We start from the raw sequence: 11,818 nt of genomic DNA, 5'->3' as shown, positions 1-11,818 counted from the left end.
CCTCGGGTCGGGGGGCGGCGCCCCCCACCCCGTCCGCCGCCACACCATCCATGTCTGGTCGGGGGGGTAAGGTGGGCCGGCGGCGGGGGGGGGGGGGGGGGGGCGCCCCCCCCCCCCCCCCACGGCCCCGGGCCGAAATCGCCCGGCCCGGATGCGGACAGCACCGGGCCTGGTCGCCTATGTTGGCGTTGTATAGGGTGCCCGCACCCGCCTGGCCGTCACCCTCGGCAGCAAGGCACGGCGGACGGGGACGGCGGACTTCTTTCGGTCCGTCGCACATCAACTGTGGACGACGGACGCGCGCCGCCCCGGCGCGGGCGCGACGTCATGTGGAGGACGCGCTATGAGCAGCGACCCGTGGGGCCGTGTGGACGAGCAGGGCACGGTCTACGTCAGGACGGCCGACGGTGAACGCGTCGTCGGTTCCTGGCAGGCCGGCTCGCCCGAGGAGGCCCTCGCCTACTTCGAGCGCAAGTACCAGGGCATCGAGGTGGAGATCGGCCTGCTGGAGAAGCGGGTGCGCACCACCGACCTGGCCGCCAAGGACGCCCAGACCGCGCTGGAGCACCTGCGCGCCCAGGTCGTCGAGGGGCACGCGGTCGGTGACCTGGAGGGCCTGGCCAAGCGGCTGGACACGCTCGCCGGCGAGATCGAGAGCCGGCGCGAGGAGCGCAAGGCCGCCCGCGCCAAGGCCCAGGACGAGGCCCGCGCGGCCAAGGAGGCGCTGGTCTCCGAGGCCGAGCAGCTCGCCGAGTCCACCCAGTGGCGGGAGGCCGGCGACCGGCTGCGCGCCCTGGTGGACACCTGGAAGGGCCTGCCGCGCCTGGACCGCAAGAGCGACGACGAGCTGTGGCACCGCTTCTCGCACGCCCGCTCGGTCTTCTCCAAGCACCGCAAGGCGCACTTCGCCACCCTGGACGCCGAGCGCGAGAGGGCCCGGCAGACCAAGGAGGCGCTGGTCGCCGAGGCCGAGGCGCTGTCCTCGTCCACGGACTGGGGCAGCACCGCGGCCTCGTACCGCGACCTGATGGCGCGCTGGAAGGCCGCCGGCCGGGCCCAGCGGGACATCGAGGACGAGCTGTGGGCGCGGTTCCGCGGCGCCCAGGACGTCTTCTTCCAGGCCCGCTCCGCGGTGTTCAGCGAGCGGGACGCCGAGCAGGTGGAGAACCAGAAGCTCAAGGAGGCGCTGGCCGCCGAGGCCGAGGCGATCCTGCCGATCACCGACCTCAAGGCCGCCAAGGCCGCGCTGCGGGAGGTGAACGAGCGCTGGGAGGCGATCGGCCACGTGCCGCGCGAGGTCCGTCCGAAGCTGGACGGCCGGCTGAACGCGGTCGAGCGGGCCATCCGCGAGGCCGAGGACGCCGAGTGGAAGCGCTCCAACCCGGAGGCCAAGGCCCGCGCGGCCGGCATGGTGGGCCTGTTCCAGGCCAAGGCCGACAAGATCCAGGCCGACCTGGACAAGGCCCGCGCGGCCGGCAACGCCTCCCGGACCGCCAAGCTGGAGTCCGAGCTGGCCGGTGTGCGGACCCTGCTGGAGCAGGCGCACCGCAGCCAGGAGGAGTTCAGCGGCTGATCTCCTCGCCGCGCTGGACGACGAAGGCCCCCGGGACCGCTCCCGGGGGCCTTGCGCGTACCCGCCGCTACTTGCGGGCGGAGGTGACGCGGTAGACGTCGTACACGCCCTCGACGCCGCGCACCGCCTTGAGCACGTGGCCCAGGTGCTTCGGGTCGCCCATCTCGAAGGTGAAGCGGCTCATCGCCACCCGGTCCCGGGACGTCTGCACGGCCGCCGACAGGATGTTGACGTGCTGGTCGGAGAGCACCCGGGTGACGTCCGAGAGCAGCCGGGAGCGGTCCAGCGCCTCGACCTGGATGGCCACCAGGAAGACCGAGGACTGGGTGGCCGCCCACTCGACGTCGATCATGCGCTCCGGCTGCTGGCTCAGCGCCTCCACGTTGACGCAGTCGGCGCGGTGCACCGAGACGCCGTTGCCGCGGGTGACGAAGCCGACGATCGGGTCGCCCGGAACCGGGGTGCAGCAGCGGGAGAGCTTGACCCAGACGTCCTCGACGCCCTTGACGATCACGCCCGGGTCGCCCTTGGCCCGGCGGCGCGCCGCGCGGCGGTTGTCGTGGGTCGGGGTGGCGGTCTCGGCCAGGTCCTCGGTCGCGCCCTCCTCGCCGCCGAGCGCCTGGACCAGCTTCTGCACGATGTTCGGCGCGGCGACGTGGCCCTCGCCGATCGCGGCGTAGAGCGAGGAGATGTCGGGGTAGCGCATCTCGTGGGCCAGGGTGACCAGCGAGTCGCCGGTCAGGATCCGCTGGATCGGCAGGCCCTGCTTGCGCATCGCCCGGACGATCGCCTCCTTGCCGTGCTCGATCGCCTCCTCGCGGCGCTCCTTGGAGAACCAGGCGCGGATCTTGTTGCGGGCGCGCGGCGACTTGACGAAGCCCAGCCAGTCCCGGGACGGGCCGGCGTTCTCCGCCTTGGAGGTGAACACCTCGACGGTGTCGCCGTTCTCCAGGGTCGACTCCAGCGGCACCAGCCGCCCGTTGACCCGGGCGCCTATCGTCCGGTAGCCGACCTCGGTGTGCACCGCGAAGGCGAAGTCGACCGGGGTCGCCCCGGCCGGCAGGGCTATCACGTCGCCCTTGGGGGTGAAGACGAAGACCTCGTTGCTGGCCAGGTCAAAGCGGAGCGACTCCAGGAACTCGCCCGGGTCGGCGGTCTCCTTCTGCCAGTCCAGCAGCTGCCGCAGCCAGGCCATCTCGTTGACGGCGCCGGCCTTGTCGTCCTTGCGGACCTGGGTCGGGGTGTCGGTGCGGACCTTGGACGCCCCGGCCACCGCGCGCTGCTTGTACTTCCAGTGCGCGGCGATGCCGTACTCGGCCCGCCGGTGCATGTCGAAGGTGCGGATCTGCAGCTCGACCGGCTTGCCCCCGGGACCGATCACCGTGGTGTGCAGCGACTGGTACATGTTGAACTTGGGCATCGCGATGTAGTCCTTGAACCGCCCCGGCACCGGGTTCCACCGCGCGTGGATGGTGCCCAGCGCCGCGTAGCAGTCGCGGACGGTGTCGACCAGGACCCGGATGCCCACCAGGTCGTAGATCTCGGCGAAGTCCCGGCCCCGGACGATCATCTTCTGGTAGACCGAGTAGTAGTGCTTCGGCCGGCCGGTGACGGAGGCGGTGATCCGGGCGCCGCGCAGGTCCGCCTGGACCTGGTCGATGACGGTAGCCAGGTACTCGTCCCGCTTGGGGGCACGCTCGGCGACCAGCCGGACGATCTCGTCGTACATCTTGGGGTAGAGGATCGCGAAGGCGAGGTCCTCCAGCTCCCACTTGATGGTGTTCATGCCCAGCCGGTGCGCCAGCGGGGCGTAGATCTCCAGCGTCTCGCGGGCCTTCTTCTCCTGCTTCTCCCGCTTGAGGTAGCGCATCGTGCGCATGTTGTGCAGGCGGTCGGCCAGCTTGATCACCAGGACCCGCGGGTCCTTGGCCATCGCCACGACCATCTTGCGGACGGTCTCGGCCTGCGCGGCCTCGCCGAACTTGACCCGGTCCAGCTTGGTGACGCCGTCCACCAGCAGGGCCACCGAGTCGCCGAAGTCCTTGCGCAGGGTCTCCAGGCCGTAGTCGGTGTCCTCGACGGTGTCGTGCAGCAGCCCGGCCATCAGGGTCGGGGCGTCCATGCCGAGCTCGGCCAGGATCGTCGCCACCGCCAGCGGGTGGGTGATGTACGGGTCGCCGCTCTTGCGCTTCTGCCCGCGGTGCCACTTCTCGGCGACCGCGTAGGCCTTCTCGATGTCGCGCAGCAGCGCCGGGTCGGCCTTGGGGTCGTTGGCCCGGATCGAGCGGAACAGCGGCTCCAGGACGGGGTTCAGCACGCTGGAGCGCTGGCCGCCCAGCCGGGCCAGCCGGGCCCGCATGCCGCCGGTGGAGCCGCGGCCCGACGGGCCGAGCGAACGCGAGGAGGTGGGCGCCGGGCGTGCCGGGGTGGCCCCCGAGGGCGTGGGACGGTCTTCGGGGGCGGCCGCTGCGGCCGTGGGCACAACCTCGTCGGGCAAGGACAACTCCTCGGGGCACCGGGCCGACCCCCGCCGAGACCCGAACGGTCGGGTACAACCGGGAGGGGATGAATCTTCATGGTACCGAGCCGGGCGCCGAGGTGTTCATCCGGCCGGGCCCGGAAACGGAAGGACGGCGGTCGGATGTTCCGACCGCCGTCCTTCCGGGAGGCCCTCAGACCGTGACCAGCGTCTCCAGCGGAGCGCCGTCCAGGTGCCCGGACAGCCGCTCCCGGCCGTCCAGGAAGCCCAGCTCCATCAGCACCACGACGCCCGCCAGCCGGGCCCCGGCCTCCTTCACCAGGTCCAGCGAGGCGCCGATGGTGCCACCGGTGGCCAGCACGTCGTCCACCACCAGCACCCGCTCACCGGGCGCGAAGGCGTCGCACTGCACCTCCAGCGTCGCCGAGCCGTACTCCAGCTCGTACGAGCGCCGGAACACCTCGCCGGGCAGCTTGCCCTGCTTGCGGATCGGCACGAAGCCGAGCCCGGCCGCGAAGGCCGCCGGGGCCGCGAGCACGAAGCCGCGCGCCTCCAGGCCCACCACCTTGGTGGCACCGAGCTCCTTGGCCCGGTCCGCCAGCGCCCGGGTGAGGGCGCCGAAGGCCTCGGCGTCGGCGAGCAGCGGCGCGATGTCCTTGAACAGCACTCCCGGCTTCGGGTAGTCCGGGACGTCCCGGATCCGGCTGTTCAGCAGCTCGGCCAATGCGGTGTCGGCGGTGGTCACGGTGGTGTCCTTCACGGTCTGTCGGTGCCTCGGGTCAGCGCTTGGTGGACGGACGGCCCTTGGCCCGGCCGGTGCCGGCCGAACGGCCGCGCTGTCCGACCATACCCGCGGGCTGCTCCTCGCCCGACGGCTCCTGGTCCGCCGCGACGCCCTCCGCGGCCTCGGCCTTGGCGGCCGCGGCGCGGTGCTGGAGGACCCGCTTGCGCAGCGCCTTCATCTCCGGCTGCTCCTCCTTGAGCTGCGCCAGCAGCGGGGTGGCGACGCAGATCGAGGAGTAGGCACCGGCCGCGAGACCGATGAACAGCGCGAGCGAGATGTCGTTCAGGGTGCCGGCGCCCAGCAGGCCGCCGCCGATGAACAGCAGCGCGGCGACCGGCAGCAGCGCCACCACGGTGGTGTTGAGCGAGCGCACCAGGGTCTGGTTGAGGCCCGCGTTGGCGGCGTCGCTGTAGGTGAGCCGGTTCTGCTTCGTGAGCCCCTTGGTGTTCTCCTTCACGGTGTCGAAGACGACGACCGTGTCGTAGAGCGAGTAACCGAGGATGGTCAGGAAGCCGATCACCGTACCCGGGGTGACCTCGAAGCCCACCAGGGCGTACACGCCGATGGTGATCAGGAGGTCGTGGATGAGGGCGACCAGGGCGGACACCGCCATCCGCCACTCGAAGGCGATCGCCAGGTAGACCGTCACCAGGATCATGAAGACGATCAGACCGGTGAGTGCCTTCTGGGAGATCTGCTTGCCCCAGCTGGGGCCGATCACCTGGGCCTCGACGGTGTCCAGCGGCACGTCGAGCTTCTGCGAGAGCTCGGTGCGGATCTGGTCCGAGCTCTTCGGCTCCTCGGTGCTGACCTGGATGCGGATCTTGCCGTTCTCGGTCGACTGCACCAGCGGGTGCGAGGAGACGACCCCGTCCGCGGTTTCCTGCGCCTGGGAGACCGTCAGGCCGGGCTTGGCCACGGTGTAGACCGAGCCGCCCTTGAACTCGATGCCCAGGTGCAGGCCCATGGCCAGGCCGATCGCCGCGACCAGCACGATCACGCCGGAGATGGAGTACCAGAGCTTGCGGCGCCCGACGAAGTCGAAGCTGACTTCGCCCTGGTAGAGCCGGTGGCCCAGGTTGGAGAAGCGTGACACGGTGTCAGGCCTCCTTCACGGCGGCAGAGGAGGGGTTACGGCGACGGCTGCTGCGCAGCGGCGGGCGGGCGCCCAGCCGCTTCGGGTCCAGGCCGGACCACGGGTGGCCGTCCAGGAAGAACTTCCGGCGGGCCAGCAGCGTGATGAGCGGCTTGGTGAAGAGGAAGATCACCACGACGTCGAGCGCGGTGGTCAGACCCAGGGTGAACGCGAAGCCCTGGACCTTGCCGACCGAGACCACGTAGAGCACGGCGGCACAGAGGAAGGACACGAAGTCCGAGACCAGGATGGTGCGCCGGGCGCGCGGCCAGGCCCGCTGGACCGCCGGGCGCAGCGGGGCGCCCTCGCGGACCTCGTCGCGGATGCGCTCGAAGTACACGATGAAGGAGTCCGCGGTGATGCCGATCGCGACGATCGCACCGCAGACCGCCGGCAGGTTCAGCGCGAAGCCGATCGCGTTGCCGAGCAGGCTCATGATCGAGTAGGTCAGGGCCGCCGAGACGAGCAGACCGGCGATCGAGACCAGGCCGAGGCCGCGGTAGTAGACCAGCGAGTAGGCGACCACCAGGATCATGCCGATCGCGCCGGCGATCAGACCGGCCTTGAGCTGGTCGCTGCCGAGCGCCGGGGAGACGGTGGTGATGTCGCTCTTGCTGAACTCCAGCGGCAGCGCGCCGTAGCCCAGTACGTTGGCGAGGTCCTGCGCCTCGGCCTGCGAGAAGCGGCCGGTGATGACCGCGCTGCCGCCCGGGATCGCCCCGTTGACCTGCGGGTGGGAGACGACCTGGTTGTCCAGCACGATGGCGAACTGGTTGTTCGGCGGGGCCTGGGTGGCCAGCTGGCCGGTGACCTTGGTGAAGGCGTCCGTGCCGGTGCCGTTGAACTGGAGCTGGACCTGCCAGCCGGCGCCGGTCTGGGTGTCGATGGTGGCCTGGGCCTTGGAGACGTCCGAGCCCTTCACGGCCACGGGGCCGAGGGCCAGCTTCTCGTAGTAGCCGTTCTCGGCCTTCTGCGAGCAGGCGACGACGGCCTTGTCCTCGGCGCCGGTCTGGGCGGCGCGGACGTCGGGCTTGGAGCAGTCCAGGGCGGCGAACGCGGCGGCCAGCTCGGGCGGCACGCTGCCCTGGGTCATCGCGGCGCTCAGGTCGGCGGCGTTCGGCGTGGCCGCGGCGCTCGCGGCACCGGTGGCGGCCGGGGCCGCGCTGCCGGTGGCGGCGGGGGTCGCTGCGCCGGTGGCGGCGGGGGTCGGGGTGGCGCCCTCGGCGGCCAGCGCCTCGCTCGCGGGGCGGCCCTGCTTGGTGGCGCTCGCGGTCGCCGACGGGGTGCCGGTGGCGGCGGCGGACGGGGTCGCGCCCGGGGTGCCGGTGGCGGCCGCGGACGGGGTGCCGGTCGGCGCCGGGGCGCTGATGCCGCTGGGGGCCACGGCCAGGACCGGGCGGAAGAACAGCTTGGCGGTGGTACCCACCTGGTCCGCCGCGTTCTGCCGGTCGCCGCCCTTGGGGATGTTCACGATGATCGTGTCCGAGCCCTGGGTCTGGACCTCCGCCTCGGAGACACCCATCCCGTTGACGCGGCGCTCGATGATCCCGACGGCGATGTCCATGTTGGACTTGCTGAGCGCCTTGGGGTCGGACGACTTCGCGGTCAGCGTGATGCTGGTGCCACCGGCGAGATCGATCCCGAGCCGGGGCTTGGTGGTGCCCGTCCCGAACATGAGGGCGACCAGTCCGACGGTGACGACCAGGATGAGGGCAAGCGCCCGCCCTGGGTAGCCGTCGCGCGGGCGCGACTTGGGTGTTGCCACCTTGCTCGTTTCTCCCTGTCCATGCCACTTCCCCGGCCGTACCCCCGGCCGGCGATCGTCGGGACGGGGGTACGGGCGGTTGTGCGGCCCTGAGGTCCTGTGGGCTCGCGGCACTGCGCCGCGCGGCCGGGCGGGTTGCCCGTCCGTACTACTTGCTCGCGGGAGCCCCGCCCTCGGCATCGCCCTTCTCGGCGCTGTCCTTGGTGAGCGTCAGCGGCTTGTCCTCGGCCGGCTCGGCGTCGGCCTCCTCGGCCTCCGGCTCGGGCAGCTCGTCATCGGCGGGGCGGCCGTTGATGATCGCGTCGTACTCCTGGGGGTCCAGGACGGCCGCGATGGCGCTCTTGGTGAAGTGGGCGACCACGCCGGGCGCGATCTCCAGCTCGACGGTCTCCTCGTTGACCGCCTTCACCTGGGCGTACAGGCCACCGATGGTGCGCACCCCCGCCCCGGGCTCCAGCGAGGTCTGCATGCTCTGCATCTGCTGCTGGCGCTTCTTCTGCGACCGGAACATGAGCACGATCGCGATGATCGGGAGGAGAAGGATGATGAGGTTCACTGCAGCCAGGGTCCTTTACGGGCCGCCGGCCGGCGGCCTGTGTGGTATTGGTCGGCCCGTCAGGTGAGAGGGGCGGTCCGGCGGAGTCTAGGCGACCCCGAATCGATCGGACAACGCCAAGCATCGCATCCTGCCGCCGAAAGTGGCGACCCTCCGCCTGCACTGTTTCCCCGGACTTCCGTCCCGGCTCCTCCGTGTGCCGCCACGGATGCGCGGGGCGGGAACCGACCGGCCGGACTCACCCGTTCAGCCGATGGCGGTCAACTCTCGTCGGCGGGGAACAGCTCCGACTGCGCCGGAACGCTTCCGCGCGTGGTCTGGACCGGCGGGGTCTGCGCCGGCGGGGTCAGGCCGAGGTGCTGCCAGGCGGCGGCGGTGGCGATCCGCCCGCGCGGGGTGCGGGCGAGCAGGCCCTCGCGGACCAGGAAGGGCTCGGCGACCTCCTCGACCGTCTCGGACTCCTCCCCCACGGCGACCGCGAGTGTCGACAAACCGACCGGACCGCCGCCGAACAGCCGCAGCAGCGCGTCCAGCACCGCGCGGTCCAGCCGGTCCAGACCGCGGGCGTCCACCTCGTAGACGTCCAGCGCCTGGGCGGCGATCTCCGCGGTGACCTGCCCGTCGTGCCGGACCTGGGCGTAGTCGCGGACCCGGCGCAGCAGCCGGTTGGCGATGCGCGGGGTGCCGCGCGAGCGCCCGGCGATCTCGGCCGCGCCGGCCGGGTCTATCTCCACGTCCAGCAGCGTGGCCGAGCGGTGCACCACCCGCTGGAGCTCGGCCGGGGCGTAGAACTCCATGTGCCCGGTGAAGCCGAAGCGGTCGCGCAGCGGCGGCGGCAGCAGGCCGGCCCGGGTGGTGGCGCCGACCAGGGTGAAGGGCGGCAGCTCCAGCGGGATGGCGGTGGCGCCCGGGCCCTTGCCGACGATCACGTCGACCCGGAAGTCCTCCATCGCCATGTAGAGCATCTCCTCGGCCGGCCGGGACATCCGGTGGATCTCGTCGAGGAAGAGCACCTCGCCCTCGGTGAGCGAGGAGAGGATCGCCGCGAGGTCCCCCGCGTGCTGGATGGCCGGACCGGAGGTGATCCGGATCGGGGCGCCCAGCTCGGCGGCGATGATCATGGACAGGGTGGTCTTGCCGAGCCCGGGCGGGCCGCTCAGCAGCACGTGGTCGGGCGCGCTGCCGCGCTGGCGGGCCGCCTGGAGCACCAGCGACAGCTGCTCGCGCACCCGCTCCTGGCCGATGAACTCGTCCAGCAGCTTGGGGCGCAGCGCGGCCTCCACCGCCTGGTCCTCACCGTCGGCGGCGGCCGTGACCAGCCGGTCGGCGGGTTCCGGGTCGTACATCGTCGCGGGCTCCAGAGTCTCCGGTGTCGACAAGGGGACAGATCGTCAGGTGGTCAGCGGGCGCGGTTGAGGCCGCGCAGGGCGAGCCGGAGCAGGGCGCCGACGTCCGGCGTCGGCTGCGCCTCGGCCTCCGGGGTGACGGCCGCGACCGCCTCGTCCGCCTCGCGCGGGGCGTAGCCGAGGCCGGTCAGCGCGGAGTGCAGCTGCTCGCTCCACGGCGCGGGGCCGGCCGCGATCGGCTTCTGGGCGGGGACGGCGCCGTGCGGGGCGCCGAGCTTGTCCTTGTACTCCAGCAGCAGCTTGGCCGCCTTGGCCTTGCCGATGCCCGGCACGGCGACCAGCGCCTTCTCGTCGCCGCCCGCGACGGCGGCGCGCAGCGCGTCGGGGCTGTGCACGCCGAGGATCGCCTGCGCCAGCTTGGGGCCGACGCCGGGCGCGGCCTGGAGGATCTCGAACACGGCGCGCTCGTCGTCGTCCGCGAAGCCGAACAGGGTGAGCGAGTCCTCCCGGACCACCAGAGAGGTGGCCAGCCGGGCCGGCTCGCCCAGCCGCAGCCCGGCCAGTGTGTTCGGGGTGCACTGCACGGCCATGCCGACCCCGCCGACCTCGACCACCGCGATCCCGGAGGAGATGGCCGCGACGGGCCCTTGCACGAACGCGATCATCGGACGGTGCCCTTCACGGAGGTGGTACGGGGAGTGGCGCGGGCGGCCCGGACGGCCGCCTCCAGCCGGTTGGTCGCCCCGCCGCGCCAGATGTGGCAGATGGCGAGCGCCAGCGCGTCGGCGGCGTCGGCGGGCTTGGGCGGCGCGTCCAGCCGCAGCAGGCGCTGCACCATGGCGGTGACCTGCGCCTTGTCGGCCCGGCCGGAGCCGGTGACGGCGGCCTTGACCTCGCTGGGGGTGTGCAGGGTGACGGGGATGCCGCGCCGGGTGGCGCAGAGCATCGCGACGGCGCTGGCCTGGGCGGTGCCCATCACGGTGCGGACGTTGTGCTGGGCGAAGACCCGCTCGACGGCGACCAGGTCGGGCCGGTGCTCGTCCAGCCAGGCCTCGATGCCCTGCTCGACCTGGAGCAGCCGCTGCCCGATCTCGGCCTCGGCGGGCGTGCGCACCACGCCGACCCCGGCCATCCGCAGCGGCCGGCCCGGCGCGCCCTCGACCACGCCGACCCCGCACCTCGTCAGCCCCGGGTCCACGCCCAGTACCCGAACCACTCGCCCCGCCTCTCGTCGACCGCCGCCCGCAGGCGACCTGCGAAGGCTACCGTCCGGGTCCGACAACCCGACCGACGACACCGGCCCGGTGGTCCAGGGACCACCGGGCCGGGCAGTGGGAACGGTCACCCGCCGTCGATCGGACGCCGCCGTGTCACTCGGCGTCGAGCTGCGCGCCGACCTCGTCGGGGATGTCGAAGTTGGCGAAGACGTTCTGCACGTCGTCGCTGTCCTCCAGCGCGTCGATCAGCTTCAGGATCTTGCGGGCGCCGTCGACGTCCAGCTCGACCTGCACGTCCGGCACGAAGTTGGCCTCGGCCGAGTCGTACTCGACGCCGGCGTCGACCAGCGCGGTGCGCACGGCCACCATGTCGCTGGGCGCGGAGAGCACCTCGAAGGACTCGCCCAGGTCGTTGACCTCCTCGGCCCCGTGGTCGAGGACGATGTCGAGGACCTTGTCCTCGTCCACGCCGTCGGCCTTGGGGACGATCACGACGCCCTTGCGGTTGAACATGTACGACACCGAGCCCGGGTCGGCCATCGAGCCGCCGTTGCGGGTCATGGCGACGCGCACGTCGGAGGCGGCGCGGTTGCGGTTGTCGGTGAGGCACTCGATCAGGACCGCGACGCCGTTCGGGCCGTAGCCCTCGTACATGATGGTCTGGTAGTCGGCACCGCCGGCCTCCAGACCGCCACCGCGCTTGACGGCGCGGTTGATGTTGTCGATCGGGACCGAGCTCTTCTTCGCCTTCTGGATGGCGTCGTAGAGGGTCGGGTTGCCCGCCGGGTCGGGCCCGCCGGTCTTCGCCGCCACCTCGATGTTCTTGATCATCTTGGCGAAGAGCTTGCCGCGCTTGGCGTCGATCACGGCCTTCTTGTGCTTGGTGGTAGCCCACTTAGAGTGGCCGGACATCGCCAGCTCCTTTACGTCGCCAAAGGGAAATGAACAGATGAGATCTTACCG

9 protein-coding genes and 1 pseudogene are annotated in these 11,818 nt (G+C 72.1%); 1 reads left to right on the top strand and 9 read right to left on the bottom strand.

The features are described from left to right. The first annotated feature begins 343 nt into the window (after positions 1-343). Entirely contained in the window at positions 344-1,573 is a 1,230-nt protein-coding gene (locus ACFY0X_RS08825; RefSeq protein WP_387750850.1) for a DUF349 domain-containing protein, read from the top strand. A 67-nt stretch (positions 1,574-1,640) separates the two neighbouring features. Here the strand turns inward: ACFY0X_RS08825 and ACFY0X_RS08820 are convergent. From ACFY0X_RS08820 to ACFY0X_RS08780, 9 genes and pseudogenes are all read right to left on the bottom strand, one after another. Beyond that, positions 1,641-4,052 (bottom strand): annotated as a pseudogene (locus ACFY0X_RS08820) (RelA/SpoT family protein); the annotation flags it as partial. Between the two features lie 193 nt (positions 4,053-4,245). Continuing rightward, positions 4,246-4,797 (bottom strand): adenine phosphoribosyltransferase, encoded by a 552-nt coding sequence (locus ACFY0X_RS08815; RefSeq protein ID WP_387750847.1) that lies wholly within the window; start codon positions 4,795-4,797, stop codon positions 4,246-4,248. A gap of 34 nt (positions 4,798-4,831) precedes the next feature. After that, positions 4,832-5,932: a protein translocase subunit SecF gene (gene secF, locus ACFY0X_RS08810; protein ID WP_387750844.1), complete on the bottom strand. Its 1,101-nt coding sequence runs from the start codon at positions 5,930-5,932 to the stop codon at positions 4,832-4,834. A 4-nt stretch (positions 5,933-5,936) separates the two neighbouring features. Further along, a complete protein-coding gene (gene secD / locus ACFY0X_RS08805; RefSeq protein ID WP_387750841.1) occupies positions 5,937-7,736 on the bottom strand; it encodes a protein translocase subunit SecD in 1,800 nt (599 codons plus the stop codon). Positions 7,737-7,884: 148 nt separating this feature from the next. Continuing rightward, entirely contained in the window at positions 7,885-8,292 is a 408-nt protein-coding gene (gene yajC / locus ACFY0X_RS08800) for a preprotein translocase subunit YajC (RefSeq protein WP_387750839.1), read from the bottom strand. Positions 8,293-8,552: 260 nt separating this feature from the next. After that, positions 8,553-9,638: a Holliday junction branch migration DNA helicase RuvB gene (gene ruvB, locus ACFY0X_RS08795; RefSeq protein WP_387751914.1), complete on the bottom strand. Its 1,086-nt coding sequence runs from the start codon at positions 9,636-9,638 to the stop codon at positions 8,553-8,555. Between the two features lie 53 nt (positions 9,639-9,691). Next, the gene (gene ruvA / locus ACFY0X_RS08790) at positions 9,692-10,303 is read right to left on the bottom strand and encodes a Holliday junction branch migration protein RuvA (RefSeq protein ID WP_387750836.1); all 612 of its coding nucleotides are present in this window, start codon (positions 10,301-10,303) and stop codon (positions 9,692-9,694) included. Continuing rightward, entirely contained in the window at positions 10,300-10,854 is a 555-nt protein-coding gene (ruvC, locus tag ACFY0X_RS08785) for a crossover junction endodeoxyribonuclease RuvC (protein WP_387750834.1), read from the bottom strand. Before ruvC ends, ruvA begins: the two co-directional genes overlap by 4 nt. A 154-nt stretch (positions 10,855-11,008) precedes the next feature. Continuing rightward, positions 11,009-11,767 (bottom strand): YebC/PmpR family DNA-binding transcriptional regulator, encoded by a 759-nt coding sequence (locus tag ACFY0X_RS08780; RefSeq protein ID WP_387750831.1) that lies wholly within the window; start codon positions 11,765-11,767, stop codon positions 11,009-11,011. Positions 11,768-11,818: the final 51 nt, after the last annotated feature.

It is taken from the genome of Kitasatospora sp. NPDC001547 (assembly GCF_042894165.1).
Lineage (GTDB): Bacteria > Actinomycetota > Actinomycetes > Streptomycetales > Streptomycetaceae > Kitasatospora.
The sequence above is the reverse complement of the archived record's forward strand: the minus strand, read 5'-3'. Positions and strand labels throughout refer to the sequence as shown.

What these genes read in the sequence shown, in the direction of transcription:
- ACFY0X_RS08825 (WP_387750850.1), top strand. Translation starts at nt 344, where the DNA reads ATGAGCAGCGACCCGTGGGGCCGTGTGGACGAGCAGGGCACGGTCTAC.
- ruvB (WP_387751914.1), bottom strand. Translation starts at nt 9,638, where the DNA reads ATGTACGACCCGGAACCCGCCGACCGGCTGGTCACGGCCGCCGCCGAC.
- ruvA (WP_387750836.1), bottom strand. Translation starts at nt 10,303, where the DNA reads ATGATCGCGTTCGTGCAAGGGCCCGTCGCGGCCATCTCCTCCGGGATC.
- ACFY0X_RS08780 (WP_387750831.1), bottom strand. Translation starts at nt 11,767, where the DNA reads ATGTCCGGCCACTCTAAGTGGGCTACCACCAAGCACAAGAAGGCCGTG.